The sequence below is a fragment of the Mesorhizobium sp. NPDC059025 genome, assembly GCF_042739655.1.
GTDB lineage: Bacteria > Pseudomonadota > Alphaproteobacteria > Rhizobiales > Rhizobiaceae > Mesorhizobium.
This window is the reverse complement of sequence record NZ_JBHYIM010000004.1, coordinates 319,313-340,992: the sequence shown is the minus strand read 5'-3', so window position 1 is coordinate 340,992 and position 21,680 is coordinate 319,313. Positions and strand designations below refer to the sequence as shown.

Here is a 21,680-nt window from a genome sequence, read left to right as displayed (position 1 = left end):
CTTGGCCGGCATTAGAGCGCCGCGCACCCATTTGGACGCGCAAAGGGCGCTCTAACCCTTTTTAGCTGCGCATCGTGCTTTCCGAAAATCGATCCCGATTTTCGGGCCGATGCGCTAGCCGGCCTTGGCCATCTCCCGCAACCGGAACTTCTGGATTTTTCCCGTCGAGGTCTTGGGGATCTCATGGAAGATGATGGCCTTTGGCACCTTGAAGCGGGCAAGGAGCCCGCGGCAATGCTCGATGATTTCAGCCTCCGCCGCTGCCTTGCCCGGCTTCAATTCGACATAGGCCACCGGCACTTCACCCCATTTGTCGTCAGCACGGGCGACCACGCCGCAGGACGCGACGGCCGGGTGCTTGTAGAGCGCATCCTCCACTTCGATCGAAGAGATGTTCTCGCCGCCGGAGATGATGATGTCCTTGGAGCGATCCTTGAGCTGGATGTAGCCGTCGGGATGCATGACGCCGAGATCGCCGGAATGAAACCAGCCGCCGGCGAACGCCTCGTCCGTCGCCTTGCGGTTCTTCAGGTAACCCTTCATGACGATATTGCCGCGAAACATCACCTCGCCGATGGTCTCACCGTCCGCCGGCGTGTTTTCCATCGTGGCCGGATCCATCACCGTCAGGCCTTCCAGCGCCGCATAACGCACGCCCTGACGCGCCTTCCTGGCGGTGCGCGTACCCTTGTCCAGCGCGTCCCATTCGCTATGCCATTCGTTGACGACGGCAGGTCCGTAGGTTTCTGTCAGACCGTAGAGATGGGTCACCGAGAAGCCGGCATCCGCCATTCCCGACAGCACCGCTTCGGGCGGTGGGGCCGCCGCGGTATTGAAGGTGACGGTCTGCGAGAAAGCGCGCTTGTCGTCGTCGCTGGCGTTGATCAGTGTCGCCATCACGACGGGTGCACCGCAAAGATGCGTGACACCATGGTCGGCGATGGCATCATACATGCCTTTCGCCCGCACCCAGCGCAGGCAGACATGCGTTCCTGCCTGCACCGCCAGCGTCCAGGGGAAGCACCAGCCATTGCAGTGGAACATCGGCAGCGTCCACAGATAGACGGCGTGCTTGCCCATGCCGGCGTGAATGGTGTTGGTGTAGGCCATCAAGGCAGCGCCGCGATGGTGATAGACGACGCCCTTGGGATTTCCGGTGGTACCCGACGTATAGTTCAGCGAGATCGCGTCCCACTCGTCGTCGGGCATCGCCCAGGCAAAATCCGGCCCACCACCCGCGACGAATTCGTCGTAGTCGCGCGAACCGATGCGCTCACCCTTCGGATAAGGCGCATCCGTCGCGTAGTCCGGATCGTCGTAGTCGATGACCAGCGGCTTCGCCCTGGCCAGCGCCAGCGCCTCCTTCATCACACCGGAAAACTCGCGGTCCACGATCAGCACCTTCGTCTCGGCATGGTCGAGTTGAAACGCGATGACGGCTGCATCGAGGCGCGTGTTGAGCGAATGCAGCACCGCTTTCAACATCGGAACGCCGAAATGCGCTTCCAGCATCGGCGGGGTGTTGGAGAGCATCACGGTCACGGTATCGCCCTTGCCGATACCCTCTTTGGCCAATGCGGATGCCAATTGCAGCGAGCGGCGCCAGAAATCCCGGTACGTGATGCGCTGGCTGCCATGAATGATGGCGACATGGTCGGGATAGGTCTTGGCAGCCCGCTCCAGGAACGACAGCGGCGTCAACGGTTGGTGATTGGCCGGATTCTTGTCGAGATCCAGCGCATAGGGGTTCGTCATCCCGCCCTCCGAAACGATACCTGCATTTCTAAGCACAGCCGGAGAGCATCGTCATCCTCTACACAAGGCTGACGATACCGTCCCACAACAGCTTGATCGCCACCAACGCGATCGTCGCGTAGGTGAACGGATAAAACACTTCCGCCCGCATGCGCCGTACCAGCCAGGCACCCGCCAAGGTCGACAGCGGCGCAAATGGCATCAGGACCGCCGATGCTGCAAGATTGGCGGCGTCGAACTGACCGAGCGCGAAATAGGGGACGAGCTTGATGGCATTGACGATGGCGAAGAACACCACGCCGGTCGCCGTCAGCACTTTCGGATCCATCCGCAGCGGCATCGTGTAGACCTGGAACGGAGGTCCGCCGACATGGGCGACAAAACTGGTGAATCCGGCGATCGTTCCCCAGAAGGCGGCCTGCGGCTTGTTCGGCTTCGACACATGGGAGCTACCATGCCTGTAGGTGACATAGAGCCAACGCCCGACAAAGGCGATGGTGACGGCGCCAACGATGAAGCGCACCATATCCGCCGTCACGAATGCCGCCGTCGCCCAGCCGATGCCGATGCCGACGAGCGCACCCGGCAGCATGTCGACGAGCGTTGCCTTGTCGTGCTGGCCACGCCAGGTCCACAGCGAAACGATATCCATGACCACCAGGATCGGTAGCAGGATAGCGGCCGCCTGCACCGGCGACATTGCCAGCGCCATCAGTGGCACACCGATCAGGCCGAAACCGCCGACCCCACCCTTGGTGAGCCCGACCAGGATGACCGCAGGCACGGCGACGGCGTAAAACCAGGGATCGGTGAGCAGAGCTGACATGCCGGGGAGGATATGCCTGATGGTATGGTGTCTTTTACCTAGCGTATCGGCTTGAAAATCGGAATCGATTTTCAGAAACCATCACACGTCAGCGACGAGCGGACACCAGCAGGAACATCGGGCGCTCCAGCTCTTCCGCCAGCTCAGGGCGGATGGCGATCTGCTCGGCAGACGGGCAGAATTCCTCGACATGTGTCAGAGCAAAGCCCGCTGCCATCAACGCATTCAATGTGGTGCCGATCGTTCGATGGTATTTGACGACACCCTTGGCCAGCCAATCGGTTGTCCGCCGCCCTTCGATGAAATAGCGGTCGACAGGCCACGTCTTCTTGCCTTCGGCATCGATCGACCAGCCCGGGTTGGTCGGTGCCATCAGCACGGGATGTTCGGTTGAAAACACAAACATGCCGCCCGGCGCCAGCGCCCGGAAGACCGTGGCGAAAAGCCGGCCGACATCCTCGACATAGTGCAGCGCCAAAGACGAATAGGCGATGTCGTAGGTGGCTGCCGGAAGCCTCAGTTCCTCCAGGTCGGCGCGCCGGTATTCGATCGCGGCATCCGAGGTGGCAGCAGCGCGTTCGAGCATCTTTTCCGAAACATCGAATCCAAGCACGCTCGCCGCACCCTGCTCGTGAGCCCAGCGGCAGAACCAGCCGAAGCCGCAGCCGAGATCGACGACACGACGGTTTTCGATATCGGGCAGCATTGCCTGCAGCGCCGGCCACTCCGGAGCACCAGCCAGTCCTTCCGTTGAGCGAGCGAGACTGCTGTAGCCGGCGAAAAACTCCGGCCGGTCATAGATGTTCTGTGCCATGGTGATTGCCTTTCGCCGTCATCATAAGGAGATCTCTCCGTCGTGCCAACGCGTTGAGCTCGCTGGACACAGACTTGCCCGTACGCAGCCAGCCGCCTATTGCGGAGGCGGAACACGGAGAAACCTTGCATGGCCGATATTGCCTTCCGTCGCGCTGAGCGAAGTGACGTCGCCGCGATCGTCGGGATGCTGGCCGACGACTTGCTGGGCAGCAACCGCGAAGACACCCGCGCGCCCCTCGCCGAAGCTTATCTGACCGCGTTCGCAGCGATCGACGCCGATCCCAACCAGTTGCTGGCAGTCATGACCGAAGCTGGTCGCGTGGTTGGTACGCTGCAACTGACCTTTATCCCCGGGCTTTCCCGTAAAGGCGCGCTGAGAGGCCAGATCGAAGCCGTGCGCGTGGCACGGGACCGCCAAAGCGGAGGTCTGGGCCAGAGGATGATCGAATGGGCTATCGATCAATGCCGCAAGCGCGGCTGCGCGCTCGTACAGCTCACCACCGACCGCAGCCGTCACGATGCCCATCGTTTCTACGAACGCCTTGGCTTCAAGCAAACCCATTTGGGCTACAAGATCGACCTCTGACGACTGCACGCCAACGCCTGTTCAAGACCACATCATTCGTCTATGCCGCAATCCAACCATCTTCGCCCCGCATAGGCGAACCCGGAACCAGATATCGCCATGACCGAAACCACACCACCTGACCGCTGCCGCATCGTGCTCATTCCGCCGGCTGGCACACCTGCAGAGCGCGTTGTCGCGGCCTTCGCCGGTGGTGACATTGCATCGCTGATCCTGCCCCAGGACGATCGGGATGAAGACAGTTTCCAGGCCTACGCGGAAAAAATCGTGCCGGCTGCGCAAGCTGCCGGCATCGCCGTGGTGATTGCCGGCGACAGCCGCATTGCCGGGCGCGTCAAGGCCGATGGCCTCCATATCGAAGCCGGCAAGGCAGAACTTGCCGACGCCATCGACCGACTACAGGATCGCATGATGGTGGGCGTTGGCGGTGCCAAGACACGCGATGATGCGTTGGGACTCGGCGAGGAACGCCCGGACTACATCTTCTTCGGCCGTTTCGGCTTCGACAACAAACCGGAGCCGCACCCGCGCAACCTCTCACTCGGCCAATGGTGGGCCGAGATGATCGAAATTCCCTGCATCGTCATGGCAGGCTCCGATGTCGCCTCGGTGGATGCCGTGGCCGCAACCGGAGCGGAATTCGTGGCTCTGTCCGCGGCCGTTTTCGCCCAAGGTGCGGAGCCCGCCACCGTGATCGCCAAGGCAAACGCCTTGCTCGATGAAACGGCGCCTCGCTTCGAGGACTGACGATGCGCCTGCGCTTTGCCCTTGCCGGTATGTTCGCTGTCGGTTTCGCCCTCTCACAGGCGCAAGCCGAGACAGCCGAAGCGCCGAAACCGGCAAACCCTGCGAATCTTTCCGCCGGGGCCCCAAAGCCGGGATCCGGCAAGAGCGGCGCAGAGGTCCCTCCAACGGTTGCACCAGGCACTGCGTCTCCTGTATCGCCGGTAGCCGCGCCATCACCAAAAGACTCGGCGGCACAAGGCCCTGAACCTGCCCCCACGGCGCCGGCGACCGGCACGTCGCAACAGGCATCGCCGCAGCCGTCGACGGATTCACCAGCTCAGCCAGCGGCAGAAACACCCGGAACCTCTCAGACGGTGCCAGCCGAACCAATCTCTTCGGCGGAACCACCACAGCTGCCGCAGCCGATACCCCTGCCTGATTCATCAACGACGACGAAGAAGGGCGATCGCCCGATCGCCAATCCGTTGCCGCAACCGGCGACAACGGCAGAACCGGCAACGAAGATCGACCCAGCCCGCTTCGGCGGCAAGGCGCCGGATGCTGCCTATGGCGCGTATCAGCGCGGTCTCTACAAGACGGCCTACAATCTGGCCTTGGAACGTGCCAAACAGGGTGATGCTCCGGCACAGACCCTGGTGGCGGAAATCCTGGCGCGCGGGCTGGGCATGCCGGCCAACGCCGCAGAGGCTGCCAAATGGTACCAGCGCGCAGCTGAACAAGGCGTGCCGGAGGCGCAGTTCCAATATGCGCTGATCCTGATCGACGGACGCCAGGTCAAGAAAGACGAAAAGAAGGCCCAGGTTCTGCTGCAGGCAGCGGCCGAGGCTGGCAATCCGCTGGCGCAGTTCAATCTCGCACAGCTGCTTTTGGAGCAGGATCCGGGCGAAGCGGGTCTTACCCGCGCCGTTCTGTATTATCAAAAAGCGGCCGAGACCGGCCTGGCGGATGCCCAGTACGCAATGGCGCAGATCTACGCCAACGGTGCCGGCGGCAAGACCAAGGACGACACAGAGGCAAGAAAGCTTCTGGTTCTGGCCGCACAGCAGAATTACGACACCGCCCAGCTCGACCTCGGCCAATGGCTGATCGACGGACGTGGCGGCAAGCGGGATCTGAAATCCGGCTTCAACTGGACGAAGCGCGCGGCCGAAGGCGGCAATGTCGCAGCCCAGAACAGGCTGGCAAAACTCTACGAGGGCGGCATCGGCGTCGATGGCGATCTGGTCACTGCCGCGGCATGGTTCATTGTCGCGCGCCGGGCCGGCCTCGCCGACCCCCAGATGGACGACTTCATGCAGGGTCTGGATGAAGAACAGACCAAGCAGGCGCTGCAAAAGGCCAACCGGCTGCCCTGACGACTTTGCAAACGGACAGGCATTTTGCCGCCTCTCTTGCCTCTTTCGGCAAATTATGGTCTTGGAGGCGCCGAAATCGCCCTTTCGGCGCACCTCTTTTTCCGGATCAAATCAACCATGGCCAAGATCAACGGCAACGAAATCCGTCCCGGTAACGTCATCGAGCATGACGGCGGCCTCTGGGTGGCGGTGAAGACCAATGCGGTGAAACCCGGCAAGGGCGGTGCCTACAACCAGGTCGAACTCAAGAACCTCATCAACGGCACCAAGCTCAACGAAAGGTTCCGCGCTGCCGAGACGGTCGAAAAGGTGCGCCTGGAACAGAAGGACTTCTCCTTCCTCTACGAGCAGGGAGAGATGCTGGTGTTCATGGACACCGAAAGCTATGAGCAGCTTGAGTTGCAGAAAGATTTCGTCGGTGACCGCGCTGCCTTCCTGCAGGACGGCATGACCGTCACCGTGGAACTCTACGAAGAAAAGCCGATCGGCATCGCACTGCCGGATCAGGTCACGCTGACCATCACCGAGGCGGACCCTGTCGTGAAGGGCCAGACGGCGGCTTCGTCCTACAAGCCGGCGGTGCTCGAGAACGGCATCCGCGTTCTGGTCCCGCCATTCATCTCGTCGGGCGAACGCATCATCGTCGACACCAACGAAATCACCTACATTCGCCGCGCGGACTGATATCCAGGGCCGGCAGCTTGGCCGGCCTGCCTGCATTTTTGAGGCCAGGCCAGCACCAGTTGGCCCCTGTACACCAAGGACTACCCAGCATGGCGCGTTCCGCCCTTCTCAATGTCATGGTCCAGGCCGCGATGAAGGCGGGCCGCTCGCTGTCACGCGACTTCGGCGAAGTGCAGAACCTGCAGGTCTCGATGAAGGGGCCGGGCGACTATGTCAGCCAGGCCGACCGCAAGGCCGAGGACATCATCTTTACCGAGCTTTCCAAGGCGCGGCCAGGCTACGCCTTCCTGATGGAAGAGCGCGGCACGGTCGGCGGGGACGACGATCAGCACCGCTGGATCGTCGACCCGCTGGATGGCACCACCAATTTCCTGCATGGCATTCCGATCTTCTCGGTCTCGATCGCGCTGGAGCGCCAGGGGCAGATCGTTGCCGGTGTCATCTACAACCCCGCCATGGATGAGCTTTACACGGCGGAGCGTGGTGGCGGCGCTTTCATGAACGATCGCCGGCTGCGAGTCGCTGCGCGCAACAAGCTGTCCGACACGGTGATCGGTTGCGGCGTACCACATCTCGGCCGCGGGCATCATGGCAATTTCCTGATCGAGCTGCGCAATGTGATGGCCGAAGTCTCCGGTATTCGTCGCCTCGGCTCGGCAGCACTCGATCTTGCCTATGTCGCCGCAGGTCGCATGGACGGCTATTGGGAAGACAAGCTCTCGGCCTGGGACATCGCTGCCGGCATCCTGATGGTGCGCGAAGCAGGTGGCTATGTCTCCGATCCGGATGGCGGCCAGGGCATGCTGGAGAGCGGCAGCCTCGTTGCCGGCAATGAGGCGATCCATCGCGCCCTGCTTGCGACGCTGAAGAAGCCGCTCGCCCAGCGCTAGCACACCCCGCAAGGCACGCTCTGACGAGTTATAGCGTCGTACCTCGCGAAAATCGGTTACGATTTTCGGCCGATATGTGAAGTACGCCGCAGCCACGAAACCGTTACAGAAGCTTGAAATACTCGCCTGCGACTGCCCAGATAAAGTGTATGCAGGTGAACCCATGAGTGAAGGCCGGCCCGAGACGGCTATCGACATCCCCTTTGTCGGGCGATGGCACTATTCGCGTGCCGAGATGATCGCTGACGGCATCGTCCACGCCGTCGGCATCGTGCTGGCGATTGCTGCGGGTTCGGCCATGCTGACCCTGGCTGCCTTTCACGCTGGGCCGGGTGAATATGTGGCCGCGGTGTTTTATGTCGTGGCACTGCTTACGGTTCTTTCCGTGTCGATGGCCTACAATCTCTGGCCCGTTACATCACGCATGAAATGGCTGTTGCGCAGGTTTGATCATGCCGCGATCTACCTGCTGATTGCCGCTACCTACACACCCTTTCTGGCTCAGCTCAGCGACGCGACGCTTGCCGGCTGGATGCTCGGTCTGATCTGGACGGCAGCTGTTGCCGGAATCGCCATCAAGGTCTTCCTGCCCGGTCGCTTCGACCGTCTTGCCATCGTCTTTTATCTCGCCATCGGCTGGAGCGGGATTGTTCTGGTCGAACCGCTCGTCGGAACGCTGCCACCAACCGCCATCGGTCTTCTGCTCGCCGGCGGCATCGTCTATTCGCTGGGCGTCATCTTCTTTGTCTGGAAGGGTCTGCGTTTCCACAACGCGCTGTGGCACGGCTTCGTCGTCACCGGCGCGGGCCTGCATTTTGCCGCCATGCTGGACAGCCTGGTCATCAACCGGCTGTGACACTGCATTTCGGCGCCTTCCAATTTCGTCACATTTCCGTTTAGAGTCGCGGCAATCCTATTCGGCGACGACATCGCAAACGGGGCAGGAATGACCTTTCTCAAATCCATGACTGCTGGCCGGGGTTCGGATGTGTTGAGCTACGACCCGCACAAGCTTTCCAGTCCACAGGTTTTCGTGCTGACGATGGTGATCTTTCTGGCCATCGTTGCCTTCATCGCCATTGTCCTTTCCCGTCAGATCCAGACGGCTTTCGTCACCAATCCCGGCCTCAACGGCTTGATCGTCGGCGTACTGGTCGTCGGCATCCTGCTGGCTTTCGTCCAGGTTGGCAGGCTGTTTCGCGAAGTGCGCTGGGTGAATTCGTTCCGGGCTGGTTCCGAAACCACCGAACCGGTGTTGCTTGCCCCGATGAAAGCGATGATCGGTCGCTCGTCCTCGCTCGCTTTTTCGACCAGCGCCATGCGAACCATGCTCGATTCGATAGGTACCCGCCTCGACGAAAGCCGCGACACCTCGCGCTATCTGGTCGGCTTGCTGGTTTTTCTCGGCCTGCTCGGAACCTTCTGGGGCCTGCTGCATACGATCGGTTCGATCAGCGAGACGATCCAGTCGCTCGATCCCGGCTCGGGCGACGCGGCAGCCGTGCTTGACGCATTGAAGCAGGGCCTGTCGGCTCCCTTGTCCGGCATGGGCACCGCTTTTTCGTCCTCGCTGTTCGGTCTCTCCGGTTCACTTGTGCTTGGGTTCCTCGACCTGCAGGCCGGCCGCGCGCAAAACCGCTTCTACACCGAGCTCGAGAACTGGCTGTCGACGGTCACCGACCTTTCTTCGGATGTCGGCACGACCGATGCATCGCGTTCGGAGTCTTCCGACGAGCTGCGCGCTCTTTCGGAGCGCCTGCGTCACATGAGCGAGAGCGACAGCTCCAGCCCGCGCGTCGCGACCGCGATGGCCAATCTGGCCGATGGCATTTCCGGGCTGGTCAAGAACATGCGCTCCGAACAGCAGATCATGCGCGACTGGGTGGAAGCGCAGTCCGATGAGCAGAAGGCGATGCGCGCAACACTGGACAAGATCGCCGAGGCCCTGAAAAGCCGGGAGCGCAACTAAATGGCGCTCGCGAGGGGACGACGCAGCTATCGCCACATCGATTATTGGCCGGGCTTCGTCGATGCGCTTTCGACATTGCTGCTTGCCATCATGTTCCTGCTTTCCGTCTTCGTGCTGGCGCAGTTCCTGCTCAGCCGCGAGATTTCCGGCAAGGATGTGGTGCTCAACCGGCTCAACGCCCAGATCAACGAACTGACGCAGCTTCTGGCTCTGGAAAAGAGCAACAGCCAGGACGCTCAGGATTCTCTGGCCAACCTGCAGGCTTCACTCTCCGCGGTCGAGGCCGAAAAAAGCCGCCTGCAACAATTGCTGAACGCCGGCTCAGGTGCAGGCAATGCCGCCAGCCAGCGTGCCACCAAGCTGGAGGGAGAACTCGACACCGAACGCCAGGTCAGCCAGCGTGCGCTGAGCCAGGTCGAACTGCTCAATCAGCAGATCTCGGCGCTGCGCAAGCAGATCGCCGCCCTTGAGGACGCGCTGAATGCGTCTGAGACACGAGACCGCGAATCCAACACAAAGATCGCCGATCTCGGCCGTCGTCTGAACGTCGCGCTTGCCCAGCGCGTGCAGGAGCTGAACCGCTACCGTTCGGATTTCTTCGGCCGCCTGCGCGAGATACTTTCCGACCGCGAGAACATCCGCATCGTCGGTGACCGTTTCGTTTTCCAGTCCGAAGTGCTTTTCCCGGTCGGCTCTGAAGAAATCAACGACGCCGGCAAGGTCGAGATGAAGAAGCTGGCCGATGCGATCATCGAACTGCAGAAGGAAATTCCGCCCGAGATCAATTGGGTGCTTCGTGTCGATGGGCATACCGACAATCGCCCGCTTTCGGGCACCGGCCGTTTCAAGGACAATTGGGAACTGTCGTCCGCGCGCGCGACCTCCGTGGTCAAATTCCTGATCGCCAATGGTGTTCCGGCCAATCGGCTGGTCGCAGCGGGCTTCGGCGAATATCAGCCGCTGGATGGTACCGACACCGACGATGCACGATCCAAGAATCGCCGTATCGAGCTGAAGCTTACCGAACGCTGAGACAAGACGTTCAGGCGTCCGCCAGGGCGTTTCCGTTTTTCACGGAAACGCTCCAGCTCTTTGTTTTCAGGCCATTCCGGACGGAAAACCACCACGCACTTTTCCCGGAGTTGCGCGAAGCCCAGCAAGATCAAATGGGTAACGGTTCGTTATCCTTAACGGTGACTTAACCACTATAGTTAACAATGCTCTCAGAAGGGGCCGTGATCGCGTGGTGATCGGCGCGGGTTTGGGAGCTTGAATCCATGCAATTCAAATTGCACATAGCGCTGGCTCTGGCTGCTGCAGTGCTTCTGCCGCCGATGTCGGCACTGGCTGCCGACTACGATCCGCCGATCTATGTTGATCAGGCGCCCGAATATCAACCGGTGGAGGTTGGTTCGGGGTGGTATCTGCGCGGCGACGTCGGGTACAATTTCAACAAACCCTACAAGTATTTCGAGAACACCGCGGCGTTCTCATCAAGCACCAATCCGGTCTCCGGCTCGGTCGGCATAGGCTATCACCTCACCGATTACCTGCGCGCCGAGCTCAACCTCGGCCTGCTGCCGAAAAGCGAATTCGCGACCGATTTCCTGTCGAGCTGCGAGGGAACCCAGACGACGACGACGGTTATTAACAATGTCAACGGGGAGGATTCGGTTTTTAACGACAGCCGGCGTGTATCGCAAAATTGCCAGGGGCAGAATGCCGGAACCAACAGCGCCTTCGATGGCACCGCCAACCTCTATGTCGATCTCGGCACGTTTGCCGGCCTGACACCTTACATCGGTGGTGGCCTTGGCCTGATCTATTCCAGGTATCGCAGTTCGACGGGCGATCGCCATTGCACCGAACCGTCTCCCACGGTGATCCAGGGCGGCAACGTGACGACAACCACGGCTTTCAGGTGCGACGACGCTGGGACCTATGAGGGTTCGGCGGACTCAGAAAAGCAGCTCGGGCTGATCTATTCGCTCAATGCCGGCTTTGCCTATCAGGTCTCGAAGAACGTCGAGCTCGACTTTGGCTACGAATACAAATCGGCACCAAGCGCGCGCTACGTTTCGTTCGAGAACAACGCGGTGGTCCTGAACAAGGGTATCGACTACCACCAGTTCAAGGTCGGTGTTCGCTACGATCTCTGGTAGGACACGTCCACTCACCACAAAAACAAACGGCAGGCTGTGGGCCTGCCGTTTGTTTTTGTGGCTTTGCCGCCGCCCCAAGCCAATATCCCGCAAACGACAAAAACTTTGCTCTTGACGCCGGCAAGCCGAAGTCCTATCGCCGTCCGTGGGCCACCCCTCCCCACCGAGGGGCTTACTATCTGGAAGGATAGACCACGATGACTGCTCTCCCCACGCCGGACGTGCGTCCGGCCAATCCCAATTTCTCCTCAGGTCCCTGCGCGAAACGTCCCGGCTGGTCAGTCGAGGCGCTCAAGAATGCCGCCTTGGGTCGCTCGCACCGCGCCAAGATCGGCAAGGTCAAGCTGGCCAACGCCATCGACCTCACCCGTGAGATCCTGCAGGTCCCGGCCGACTACCGCATCGGCATCGTTCCGGCGTCCGATACCGGTGCCGTCGAAATGGCGCTCTGGTCGCTGCTCGGTGAACGCGGCGTCGACATGGTCGCCTGGGAAAGCTTCGGCGCCGGCTGGATCACCGACGTGGTCAAGCAGCTCAAGCTCGTAGACGTGCGCAAATTCGAGGCGCCTTACGGCGAACTTCCCGATCTGACCAAAATTGACTTCGACCGCGACGTCGTCTTCACCTGGAATGGCACGACTTCCGGCGTGCGCGTGCCCAATGGCGATTTCATTCCGGATGATCGCAAAGGCCTGACCATCTGCGATGCCACCTCGGCGGCCTTCGCGCAGCGGCTCGATTTCGCCAAGCTCGACGTCGTCACCTTCTCCTGGCAGAAGGCGCTCGGTGGCGAGGGCGCGCACGGCATGCTGATCCTGTCGCCGCGCGCCGTCGAGCGGCTTGAGACCTACAAGCCGGCCTGGCCGTTGCCCAAGATCTTCCGCCTGACCTCGGGCGGCAAGCTGATTGAAGGCATCTTCAAGGGTGAGACGATCAACACACCGTCGATGCTGTGCGTGGAAGACTATCTCGACGCCTTGAACTGGGCAAAGAAGCTCGGCGGCCTCGATGGGCTGATTGCCCGTGCCGATGCCAATTTCGCAGCGCTCGACGCCTTCGTGCAGAGGACGGCCTGGCTGGACAATCTGGCTGCGGTCGAGGAGACGCGCTCGAATACCTCGATCTGTCTTTCGATCGTCGACCCGGATGTCACAGCGCTCGACGCCGACGGCCAGGCTGCTTTCGCCAAGGGCATCGTCTCGGCGCTCGATAAGGAAGGCGTCGCCTTCGACATCGGTCACTATCGCGATGCTCCTCCCGGACTCCGCATCTGGGCCGGCGCCACGATCGAGACGGCTGATCTGGTTGCGCTGACGGCATGGCTCGACTGGGCCTTTGCCAACCAGAAGGCCGCGCTCAAGGCCGCTGCCTGACACAGACTTGCGGCGGCCCCGGAGCATGATCCCGAAAAGCGGAAACCGGTTTTCAGAGAAGATCATGCTCCAACAAAGAGGCCGCCCTCTTTTCGAACAATTCAATCACTCTTCAAGGAGGCAGCAATGGCGCCCCGCGTACTCGTTTCCGACAAACTCTCCACCACCGCCGTGCAGATCTTCAAGGATCGCGGCGTCGAGGTCGACTATCTGCCCGACCTCGGCAAGGACAAGGAAAAACTGCTCGAAGTCATTGGCCAGTATGATGGTCTCGCCATCCGCTCGGCGACCAAGGTCACCGAAAAGCTGATTGCCGCAGCGACCAGGCTGAAGGTCGTGGGGCGCGCCGGCATCGGCGTCGACAACGTCGATATTCCCGCCGCGTCGCGACGCGGCATCATCGTCATGAACACCCCCTTCGGCAATTCGATCACCACGGCGGAACATGCCATCGCATTGATGTTCGCTGTCGCCCGGCAGATCCCGGAAGCAAATACCTCGACCCACGCTGGCAAGTGGGAAAAGAACCGTTTCATGGGCGTCGAAATCACCAGCAAGACGCTCGGGCTTATCGGCTGCGGCAATATCGGTTCGATCGTCGCCACCCGCGCCGTCGGCCTGAAGATGCATGTCGTTGCTTTCGACCCGTTCCTGTCCGAACAGCGTGCCGAGGAGCTGGGTGTCGAGAAGGTGGATCTGGACGAGCTGCTTGCCCGCGCCGACTTCATCACCCTGCACACGCCGCTGACCGACAAGACGCGCAACATCATCAACGCCGAAGCCATCGCCAGGATGAAGGATGGCGTGCGCATCATCAATTGCGCGCGCGGTGGCCTGGTGGTCGAGAAGGACCTTATCGCGGGCCTGAAGAGCGGCAAGGTGGCGGGTGCTGGCATCGACGTCTTCGAAGTCGAGCCGGCGGAACAGAACGAACTCTTCAATATGGAGAATGTCGTTTGCACGCCACATCTCGGCGCCTCGACCTCCGAAGCGCAGGAGAACGTCGCACTCCAGGTGGCCGAACAGATGGCGGATTACCTGGTCAAGGGAGCCGTCACCAACGCCATCAACATGCCTTCGATCACGGCAGAAGAAGCTCCCAGGCTGAAGCCTTTCGTCAAACTGGCCGAGGTGCTCGGTGCCTTCGTCGGCCAGGTCACCGAAGACCCGATCAAGGAAGTCGAGATCCTGTTTGACGGCTCAACGGCACAGATGAACACCAAGGCGCTGATCAGTGCGGCGCTTGCCGGCCTGATCCGGCCCCAGGTGGCCGATGTGAACATGGTGTCGGCGCCGATCATGGTGAAGGAGCGCGGCATCATCGTCGCCGAGGTCAAGCGCGACAAATCGGGCGTGTTCGACGGCTATATCAAGCTGAGCGTCAAGACGGAACACATGACACGCTCGATCGCCGGTACCTGCTTCTCCGACGGCAAGCCGCGCTTCATCCAGATCAAGGGCATCAATCTCGACGCGGAGGTGGGCCAGCACATGCTCTACACCACCAACGCCGATGCGCCCGGCATCATCGGCCTGCTCGGCACGGTCTGCGGCGAGAACGGCGTCAACATCGCCAACTTCCAGCTCGGCCGCAATCGGCCGGGTGGCGATGCGATCGCATTGCTCTACCTCGATGCTCCGTTCCCCGAAGAAGTCCTGGCCAAGTTGCGCGCACACCAGACGATCGATTCGGCCAAGCGGCTGCAGTTCGACGTCGGTCCGGCCTGATCGTCTTTCACGGACTTCGAAGGGCGCGGGCAAACCCCGCGCCTTTCTGCATCTGCCGACACGACGCTGGAATGCTCAGTCGTCGGGGCCGCTCCAGCCTGGCAGATGGCTTGCGGATTTATCCCGCGCCAACGCGGCGGCCTTCCTGGCTACCCTGTCGAAATTGTCGGCGAGGAGGCCGGGATCAATGCGCCGGCGGAAGAAATCCGCCCAAAGGAATTCCGCGAACGGCGTCGTGTCCTTGGCGTAACCGCCAGCTCTTCTTACCGCGCCAGCCAGACTGCGAAACGGATCGTCGACCAGCCTGTCGACCGATTTCGGCAAGTCTTCGTAAGCGCGCCGGCGCCCCGATGCATCGAAAGGATGCATCCAGGCACGGTTATCCAGGAAAACCAGGAATTCTTCCTTGGTGAGCCGCGACAGGTCCGCGAGCACGCTGATCAGCACCTTTCCGATACCCTCTTCATGCAAGGCGCGGGCAAGATGATGATGGTCGACCACGAAGGGACGCTGCTTTGGGCCGATCACCGCAGGGATGAGATGTAGCCCGAGAAAATCGTCCTTCTTGCCTGCCGCCAACGCGCGCAGCTCCTTGCGTTTGAGCGCCACCTCGCGCAGGCCGACGGTCATTTGTGTCGGGCGCAATTCGGCGACGGATACCGGATGCAGGACTGGGACGATGTTCCGTGGCATGGTTCATCCTTCCGAAGTTGATGGCGGCGGCGTCTGCTCACGCCCGTCCCGCTCGCCAGTGATGATGTCTGCTATGGCGTTGTCGACGCTGCGGAAAATGGCGTGCGGCCCCAGCATCGCCACGATGCCGAACCGCTCCAGTGCTCTTTGTGCCCGTACCGCTTCCAATCTGGCGATCCGGAAGGAGATGCCGGCTTTTCGGCAATGCCCGATCACCGCCCGAAGGGCTTGCGCCGCGGTGAAGTCTATGTCGATGACGCTGCTTGCTTCAAAGACGACGTGTCTCACGACGCGGGCGTCGATCATCGTCCGGAAATCCTCAGCGAACCTCTCTGCATTGACGAAGGAAAGTGGAGCCTGGAACGCGAGCACCAGCACGCCGGGGACCCGCTCGCCTGCGGGCTCGGCCCCCGGCGGCCACCAGATCGATGTGCCGGGTACTTTCTCGAACTCGATCGCGTTTGCCTGCGTCATGCCCCAGAGGCCATGCAGCAGGGAAAGGCCAATGCCGATGGCCACGCCAACCTCGATCGGAAGGGCGATGATGGCAATCGCCGTGATCATGATCAGCACGAATTCCAGCGGCGCCTGGCGAAACGTGCCAAGGAACGTCTGCCAGCGCAGGATGCGCATCGCCACGAAAAACAGGATGCCGGCAAGAGCGGCTTGCGGCACGTTGGCCAGCAGGCCTTTCCCGAACAGCACGAGCAACAGCACGACTGCCGCCGCGATCAGGCAGGAGAGCTGCGAACGTCCGCCGGTCTCACTGACGATGGCCGTACGCGGCGGACTGGCATTGACGGGAAAGGCGCCCGCCAGTCCGGACAGCAGGCTGGCCGCACCGACGCCGACGAAATCGCGATTCACATCGGCAGGCCGGCCCGAATCACCAGCGAAGGAGCGCGTCGTTGCAGCCGTCTGCACCATGACGATGATCGCCACCAGCAGAGCCAGCGGAACCAGCGTACGCATGTCGTCGAAGCTCACCTGCGGCAGGCCGAGACCCGGCAGACCCGCAGGCAGACTACCCAGGACCGCGACACCGCGAACTGTCAGGTCGAGTGCGGTCACGGCCAGCGTAGCCAGTGCCAGCGCGATCAGCGCGCCTGGAATGCGCAGGCTTATACGCTCGCATCCCGTGACAATCGCGAACACCGCGACGCCAAGCGCCAGGCTCCAGAAATTGATTTGGCCGAGATCGGCCCTGACAGCCGCCAGACGCTGAAATACATTGCCACTGCCGGGCGGCAGGCCAAGCAGCTCCGGCAATTGCGACACCAGGATGTGCACGGCAATGCCGGCAAGAAAACCAGCCATCACCGGCACGGACAGGAGATCCGCGATCCAGCCCAGCCTGAGCAATCCGCCGACCAGAACGATCGCCCCTACCATCAGCGCAAGCAGCGCGGCCATCGTCACATAATGTGGCGAACCCGAAGTCGCGATCAGCGCAAGTCCGCCGGCCAAGATCGGCGTGATGGTCGAATCCGCGCCCACCGATAAGAGCCGGCTGGCACCAGACAACGCGAACGCGAGCACGGCGGCAATGAAGGCGAAGAGCCCAAGTTCCGGAGAGAAATCGCCCAGGCGGGCTGTTGCTATCTGCTCGGGAATGGCAATCGCCGCGAGGGTCAGGCCGGCGAACAGGTCACCACTGAGATCACCTCGGCTCCAGCCTTGCAGGCCTCGAAGAAACAGAACCGGTTTCGCCATCGGCGTCCCGCCTCGAACTCCGATCCCCTCCTGCATATCCAGCTTCCCTAGTCGGGTCTCCGCGCATCAACCTAGGCCATATCCTGCAAAGGACAAGCGGCCGATGAGCCCTGACGATTGCGGACACCGTTCAGGCAGCCGAGCGACGGCTGCCATGCTCGGCCAGCCAGATGCCGCCAAAGACCAGCGCCAAGGCTATGGCATGGTAGAGGTGAAAATCCTCACCCAGGATCAGAATTGACAGCAAGGTGCCGAAAATCGGTACCAGGTTGATGAAAAGCCCGGCGCGATTGGCGCCGATCAGCTCGATGCCGCGAATATAGGTGAGCTGCGAGATCACCGACGCGCCGAGCGCTGTGTAGAGTGTGATCGCCCATCCTGCCGGATCCGGAAAGATGGCCGTGCCGCTGGCGACTTCCCAGATGAAGAACGGCACCGAAACCACGAGTGCGGCGATCGACAGGGCCAACATCAGGCTCTGCCATTGCAGGGCGGGTTTCAGTCGCAGGCCGACCGAATAGCCGCTGTAGAGCACGACGGCGATCAGCATGATCGCATCGCCGAAGTTCAGGTTGAGTTTCAGCAGTTGTGTCGGATCGCCGTGGCTCGCGGTGAGAATGACACCGACGATGGTCAGCAAGACGCCAAGCGCCTGCAGCCAGCCGATCCTGAGACGAAAGAACAGGAAGTTCGCGACAATGATCAGGATCGGCATGCTGGCCTGCTCGATCGAGACATTGATCGCGGTCGTGTAGTTCAGCGCGGCATAGAAAATCACATTGAAAAGCGAAAAGCCGCACGCGCCGAGAACGAGAAGCAGGAACAGGTGACGCCGGATGACCGGCCAGTCTTCCACCAAGGCGCGGCCGCCTATCGGCAGCAGGATGACCACGGCCAGCACCCAGCGGAAGAACACCAGCGTCATCGGCGAGACATGGCCGACGGCGAGTTTTCCAGCCACGGCGTTGCCGCCCCACAGCAGCGTGGTGAGAAGAAGCAGGACATAGGCTTTGCGGTGCATGCGGCAGTCTCCGCCGGATCGGCCCGGACGATGACAACCCGACTATGGTGCTGCTCCATGCAAGTAAATGATGCAAAAGGCCAAAATCTTGTGGCTAGGAATGCCTTTCACGGCAAAGAAAGGGTCGCGCAACGGAGGGCTTGGGGCTATATGGGCCTGTCGTGGCGGGCTTCGAGGCCCGCTTTTGGTGTTGAGCAAGGGATAGTGACATGGCCAATGTGGTGGTCGTCGGCTCGCAATGGGGCGACGAAGGCAAAGGCAAGATCGTGGACTGGCTGGCCGACCGCGCCGATGTGGTCGTGCGCTTCCATGGCGGCCACAATGCCGGTCACACACTGGTCATCGATGGCGTCAGTTACAAGCTGGCACTGCTGCCCTCGGGCCTTGTGCAGGGCAAGCTCTCGGTCATCGGCAATGGTGTGGTGGTCGACCCGCACCACTTCATCACGGAACTGCAGAAACTGCGGGATCAGGGCGTGACGATCACCCCGGAAATCCTGCGCATCGCCGACAATGCCCCGCTGATTCTGTCGCTACATCGCGAGCTCGACGCTATCCGCGAAGACGGGAATTCAGGCCTCAAGATCGGCACCACCCGGCGCGGCATCGGCCCGGCCTATGAAGACAAGGTGGGACGCCGGTCGATCCGCCTCATCGACCTCGCCGAGCCGGAAACGCTGATGCTCAAGATCGAGCGTCTGCTCACCCATCACAACGCGCTGCGGCGCGGCATGGGTTTGAACGAGGTCGATCCCCAGACGATCCATGACGAACTCACCTCCGTCGCCGACGAGATCCTGCCTTTCATGGACCAGGTCTGGCGTGTGCTGGATGAAAAGCGTCGGACTGGCGCCCGCATCCTGTTTGAGGGCGCGCAGGGTGCGCTGCTCGACAACGATCACGGCACTTATCCTTTCGTCACCTCCTCCAATACGGTGGCGGGCCAGGCTGCAGCCGGCTCGGGCCTCGGGCCGACCGCGATCGGCTATGTGCTCGGCATCACCAAGGCCTACACGACACGCGTCGGCGAAGGGCCCTTCCCTTGCGAACTGGACGATGAGGTCGGGCGGCATCTGGCTACGGTCGGCCGCGAGGTCGGAGTCAACACCGGTCGCCCGCGCCGCTGCGGCTGGTTCGACGCCGTTCTGGTGCGCCAGACGGTCAAGACGTCGGGCATCACCGGCATCGCTCTGACCAAGCTCGATGTTCTGGATGGGCTGAAGGAGATCAAGGTCTGCGTCGGCTATGAACTCGATGGCCAGCGGATAGACTATCTGCCTGCCTCAATGCGGGCACAAGCTGCGGTTAAGCCGATCTACGAAACATTGGAGGGATGGTCGCAAACGACTGCAGGGGCGAGAAGTTGGGCCGAATTGCCGGCACAGGCAGTGAAATACGTGCGCTACATCGAGGAATTGATCGGTGCGCCGGTAGCACTCCTCTCCACCAGCCCTGAGCGGGACGACACCATACTTGTGACCGATCCGTTTGAAGATTAATTGTCAAAGACCTGACCGGCCCACTGATTTGCGGGGGGCCTGTCCTGGAAACGAACGACAGGTTCGATTGAAGCATGGCAGATTTCGTTGCGGTTCTGAAAAAGACGCTCGATGGGCTCGGCGAGACGACGCCGGACGTACGCGCCAAGGTCTACGACAAGGCGCGCGCCACCATCGAGAGCAAGCTCGCAGCGATCAACCCGCCGCCGCCTGCCGCGGTTGCCGATCGTCAGCGCAAGGCGCTCGAGGATGCGATTGACGCGGTCGAGAAAGACTACACAAAAACGGCACAACCGCTCGACCCCCTTGCGGAACTCGAGAACATCTTCTCCTCGATCGATCGCAACCGGACCCAGCAGAGCCACGCGCGACCTGCGACGAAAACCGAGACGCCGGTTCCCGCACCGCAAACGCCGGCGCCCGCTCGCACGGACGAACGCTCTGCGCCGCCTTCCTGGCAGCGCCCGCTGCCAGAAGCACGTCAACCTGACCTGAAACCCCAGCCTGCGCTGAAGCCGGAGCCCGCTCCCGCGCCAAAATTGGAATCCACTCCCGCGCCAAAGTCGGAGCCTAACCTGTTCGGCTCACAACCGGCGCTTGAGCCGGTCTGGCCCAAACCAAAGGCTGAAACCAAACCCATCTTCGACCTTGGCAAACCGACAGAGCCAACGCCCGAGCGCCCGCTGGCGCAGGCCTTCGAAGCCAACACGCGGCGTGAAGCCGAACGGGTGACCCACGATTCGGTCTTCAGGGATCAGTCTATCGACGATGTCGCCGACGAAACCTTCGACGACATCGAGGAGCCGGAACAGAAGCGTGGGTTCAGCCGCGTCATCGCCGCAGTCGTGGCGCTCGCGGTCCTGGGCGGCGGTGGATACGGCATCTGGCTGAACAGGGACGCCTTCAAGGACATGTTCGGCCTCGGCAAGACGGAGACCGCCGACAACACGCCTGCGCAGCCGGCGACACCGGCTAAGCCCGCCGAACCGGCGCCCACTCAACCGAACACGGCCACCAGCCCGACCCCCGCTCCAGCGGCGGAGAATGGCGAGTCGCAGAAACTCACCCAGCGCCTGCTGCCCGACGGCAAGGAGACGGACCCGGGTCGCGCCGGAGGCAGCACCAGCGTTGGCGAAGGCACGTCCATCGTGGCCCTGACGACGCCGCCACCCGCAACACCGCCGGCCCAGACACAACCAGCGCAGGGACAACCGCCGGCATCCGGCACCGAAGCCCCGGCAACTCCTGCAACGACGCCTCCCGCGCCGGAAGCAGGAAACCAGCCGGCTGCAATCCCGGTCGGCCAGAAGGCGATCTATTACGAGGAACGCACCAGCTCGGCTGAAGGATCGGCCCAGCCAGGCAACATCGTCTGGTCCGTTGTCCAGGAATCGCCGGGCGGCGACGCGCCTCCAGAGCCGGCGATCCGTGCCGAAGTGACGGTGCCGGCCAAGGACGTGCAATTGCGCATGACCATCCGCCGCAACGCCGACCAGACCCTGCCGGCCAGCCACATCATCGAGATGATCTTCCTGACCCCGCAGGGCTTCGAAGGCGGCGGCATCGACAATGTGCTGCGCATCGCCATGAAGACGTCCGAGCAGGAAGCCGGCAGCCCGCTGATCGGCGTGCCCGCCAAGATCGCCGACGGCTATTTCCTGGTCGCGCTGAACGACACCAAGGCCGACCAGGATGCCAACCTGACCCTGCTGCGCAACCAGGAATGGATCGACATCCCAGTCGTCTACAAATCGGGACGGCGCGCGCTGATCACCATGGAAAAGGGCTTGCCCGGCGACAAGGTCTTCGACGAGGCACTCAAGGCCTGGCAGGCGAAAACGTCCGGGTGATCGCTGCAGCCAT

General features: G+C 61.8%; 19 protein-coding genes. 13 read left to right on the top strand and 6 right to left on the bottom strand.

The features are described 5' to 3' along the window. Nucleotides 1-114: 114 nt before the first annotated feature. From ACFWYE_RS12940 to ACFWYE_RS12930, 3 genes are all read right to left on the bottom strand, one after another. Nucleotides 115-1,755, bottom strand: a complete 1,641-nt coding sequence (locus ACFWYE_RS12940) for an acyl-CoA synthetase (RefSeq protein ID WP_379111789.1) — start codon at nt 1,753-1,755, stop codon at nt 115-117. Between the two features lie 58 nt (nt 1,756-1,813). Further along, nucleotides 1,814-2,581, bottom strand: a complete 768-nt coding sequence (locus ACFWYE_RS12935; RefSeq protein WP_379111787.1) for a sulfite exporter TauE/SafE family protein — start codon at nt 2,579-2,581, stop codon at nt 1,814-1,816. An 88-nt stretch (nt 2,582-2,669) separates the two neighbouring features. Beyond that, entirely contained in the window at nt 2,670-3,395 is a 726-nt protein-coding gene (locus tag ACFWYE_RS12930; RefSeq protein ID WP_379111785.1) for a class I SAM-dependent methyltransferase, read from the bottom strand. A gap of 129 nt (nt 3,396-3,524) precedes the next feature. On the opposite strand from ACFWYE_RS12930, the gene ACFWYE_RS12925 reads away from it, so the two are divergent. From ACFWYE_RS12925 to serA, 11 genes are all read left to right on the top strand, one after another. Next, nucleotides 3,525-3,983 (top strand): GNAT family N-acetyltransferase, encoded by a 459-nt coding sequence (locus tag ACFWYE_RS12925; RefSeq protein WP_379111783.1) that lies wholly within the window; start codon nt 3,525-3,527, stop codon nt 3,981-3,983. Nucleotides 3,984-4,082: 99 nt separating this feature from the next. Further along, complete coding sequence (locus tag ACFWYE_RS12920) at nt 4,083-4,730, top strand: thiamine phosphate synthase (RefSeq protein WP_379111781.1); 648 nt, start codon at nt 4,083-4,085, stop codon at nt 4,728-4,730. A 353-nt stretch (nt 4,731-5,083) separates the two neighbouring features. Then, nucleotides 5,084-6,085 (top strand): tetratricopeptide repeat protein, encoded by a 1,002-nt coding sequence (locus ACFWYE_RS12915; protein WP_379111779.1) that lies wholly within the window; start codon nt 5,084-5,086, stop codon nt 6,083-6,085. Between the two features lie 117 nt (nt 6,086-6,202). Next, nucleotides 6,203-6,769, top strand: a complete 567-nt coding sequence (gene efp, locus ACFWYE_RS12910) for an elongation factor P (RefSeq protein ID WP_129412704.1) — start codon at nt 6,203-6,205, stop codon at nt 6,767-6,769. Nucleotides 6,770-6,858: 89 nt separating this feature from the next. Then, the gene (locus ACFWYE_RS12905) at nt 6,859-7,659 is read left to right on the top strand and encodes an inositol monophosphatase family protein (protein ID WP_379111776.1); all 801 of its coding nucleotides are present in this window, start codon (nt 6,859-6,861) and stop codon (nt 7,657-7,659) included. 163 nt (nt 7,660-7,822) lie between these two features. Further along, the gene (locus ACFWYE_RS12900) at nt 7,823-8,515 is read left to right on the top strand and encodes a hemolysin III family protein (RefSeq protein WP_379065764.1); all 693 of its coding nucleotides are present in this window, start codon (nt 7,823-7,825) and stop codon (nt 8,513-8,515) included. 90 nt (nt 8,516-8,605) lie between these two features. Continuing rightward, nucleotides 8,606-9,628, top strand: a complete 1,023-nt coding sequence (locus ACFWYE_RS12895; RefSeq protein WP_379065762.1) for a MotA/TolQ/ExbB proton channel family protein — start codon at nt 8,606-8,608, stop codon at nt 9,626-9,628. Then, on the top strand, nt 9,629-10,660 hold the full coding sequence (locus tag ACFWYE_RS12890) for a peptidoglycan -binding protein (RefSeq protein ID WP_379111774.1): 1,032 nt from the start codon (nt 9,629-9,631) through the stop codon (nt 10,658-10,660). It begins immediately after the preceding gene. A 245-nt stretch (nt 10,661-10,905) separates the two neighbouring features. Then, complete coding sequence (locus tag ACFWYE_RS12885; protein WP_379111772.1) at nt 10,906-11,790, top strand: outer membrane protein; 885 nt, start codon at nt 10,906-10,908, stop codon at nt 11,788-11,790. 197 nt (nt 11,791-11,987) lie between these two features. Then, nucleotides 11,988-13,163, top strand: coding sequence for a phosphoserine transaminase (locus ACFWYE_RS12880; RefSeq protein WP_379111770.1), 1,176 nt, complete (start codon nt 11,988-11,990; stop codon nt 13,161-13,163). Between the two features lie 126 nt (nt 13,164-13,289). Beyond that, the gene (gene serA, locus ACFWYE_RS12875) at nt 13,290-14,891 is read left to right on the top strand and encodes a phosphoglycerate dehydrogenase (protein WP_379065754.1); all 1,602 of its coding nucleotides are present in this window, start codon (nt 13,290-13,292) and stop codon (nt 14,889-14,891) included. 75 nt (nt 14,892-14,966) lie between these two features. On the opposite strand, the gene ACFWYE_RS12870 is transcribed toward serA, so the two are convergent. From ACFWYE_RS12870 to ACFWYE_RS12860, 3 genes are all read right to left on the bottom strand, one after another. After that, complete coding sequence (locus ACFWYE_RS12870; RefSeq protein ID WP_379111768.1) at nt 14,967-15,584, bottom strand: ParB-like protein; 618 nt, start codon at nt 15,582-15,584, stop codon at nt 14,967-14,969. Nucleotides 15,585-15,587: 3 nt separating this feature from the next. Then, entirely contained in the window at nt 15,588-17,297 is a 1,710-nt protein-coding gene (locus tag ACFWYE_RS12865; RefSeq protein ID WP_379111766.1) for a SulP family inorganic anion transporter, read from the bottom strand. A gap of 130 nt (nt 17,298-17,427) precedes the next feature. Next, nucleotides 17,428-18,318, bottom strand: a complete 891-nt coding sequence (locus ACFWYE_RS12860; RefSeq protein ID WP_379111764.1) for a DMT family transporter — start codon at nt 18,316-18,318, stop codon at nt 17,428-17,430. 209 nt (nt 18,319-18,527) lie between these two features. Between ACFWYE_RS12860 and ACFWYE_RS12855 the strand changes: the two genes are divergently transcribed. After that, nucleotides 18,528-19,817 carry an adenylosuccinate synthase gene (locus ACFWYE_RS12855; protein WP_379111762.1) on the top strand — a complete coding sequence of 430 codons (1,290 nt, stop codon included), beginning with the start codon at nt 18,528-18,530 and terminating at the stop codon, nt 19,815-19,817. A gap of 74 nt (nt 19,818-19,891) precedes the next feature. Further along, nucleotides 19,892-21,667, top strand: coding sequence for a hypothetical protein (locus tag ACFWYE_RS12850; protein ID WP_379111760.1), 1,776 nt, complete (start codon nt 19,892-19,894; stop codon nt 21,665-21,667). The last annotated feature ends 13 nt before the right edge of the window (nt 21,668-21,680 follow it).

Coding starts and splice junctions, on each gene's coding strand:
- ACFWYE_RS12940 (WP_379111789.1), bottom strand. CDS start 1,755: ATGACGAACCCCTATGCGCTGGATCTCGACAAGAATCCGGCCAATCAC.
- ACFWYE_RS12935 (WP_379111787.1), bottom strand. CDS start 2,581: ATGTCAGCTCTGCTCACCGATCCCTGGTTTTACGCCGTCGCCGTGCCT.
- ACFWYE_RS12930 (WP_379111785.1), bottom strand. CDS start 3,395: ATGGCACAGAACATCTATGACCGGCCGGAGTTTTTCGCCGGCTACAGC.
- ACFWYE_RS12925 (WP_379111783.1), top strand. CDS start 3,525: ATGGCCGATATTGCCTTCCGTCGCGCTGAGCGAAGTGACGTCGCCGCG.
- ACFWYE_RS12920 (WP_379111781.1), top strand. CDS start 4,083: ATGACCGAAACCACACCACCTGACCGCTGCCGCATCGTGCTCATTCCG.
- efp (WP_129412704.1), top strand. CDS start 6,203: ATGGCCAAGATCAACGGCAACGAAATCCGTCCCGGTAACGTCATCGAG.
- ACFWYE_RS12905 (WP_379111776.1), top strand. CDS start 6,859: ATGGCGCGTTCCGCCCTTCTCAATGTCATGGTCCAGGCCGCGATGAAG.
- ACFWYE_RS12900 (WP_379065764.1), top strand. CDS start 7,823: ATGAGTGAAGGCCGGCCCGAGACGGCTATCGACATCCCCTTTGTCGGG.
- ACFWYE_RS12895 (WP_379065762.1), top strand. CDS start 8,606: ATGACCTTTCTCAAATCCATGACTGCTGGCCGGGGTTCGGATGTGTTG.
- ACFWYE_RS12890 (WP_379111774.1), top strand. CDS start 9,629: ATGGCGCTCGCGAGGGGACGACGCAGCTATCGCCACATCGATTATTGG.
- ACFWYE_RS12885 (WP_379111772.1), top strand. CDS start 10,906: ATGCAATTCAAATTGCACATAGCGCTGGCTCTGGCTGCTGCAGTGCTT.
- ACFWYE_RS12880 (WP_379111770.1), top strand. CDS start 11,988: ATGACTGCTCTCCCCACGCCGGACGTGCGTCCGGCCAATCCCAATTTC.
- serA (WP_379065754.1), top strand. CDS start 13,290: ATGGCGCCCCGCGTACTCGTTTCCGACAAACTCTCCACCACCGCCGTG.
- ACFWYE_RS12870 (WP_379111768.1), bottom strand. CDS start 15,584: ATGCCACGGAACATCGTCCCAGTCCTGCATCCGGTATCCGTCGCCGAA.
- ACFWYE_RS12865 (WP_379111766.1), bottom strand. CDS start 17,297: ATGGCGAAACCGGTTCTGTTTCTTCGAGGCCTGCAAGGCTGGAGCCGA.
- ACFWYE_RS12860 (WP_379111764.1), bottom strand. CDS start 18,318: ATGCACCGCAAAGCCTATGTCCTGCTTCTTCTCACCACGCTGCTGTGG.
- ACFWYE_RS12855 (WP_379111762.1), top strand. CDS start 18,528: ATGGCCAATGTGGTGGTCGTCGGCTCGCAATGGGGCGACGAAGGCAAA.
- ACFWYE_RS12850 (WP_379111760.1), top strand. CDS start 19,892: ATGGCAGATTTCGTTGCGGTTCTGAAAAAGACGCTCGATGGGCTCGGC.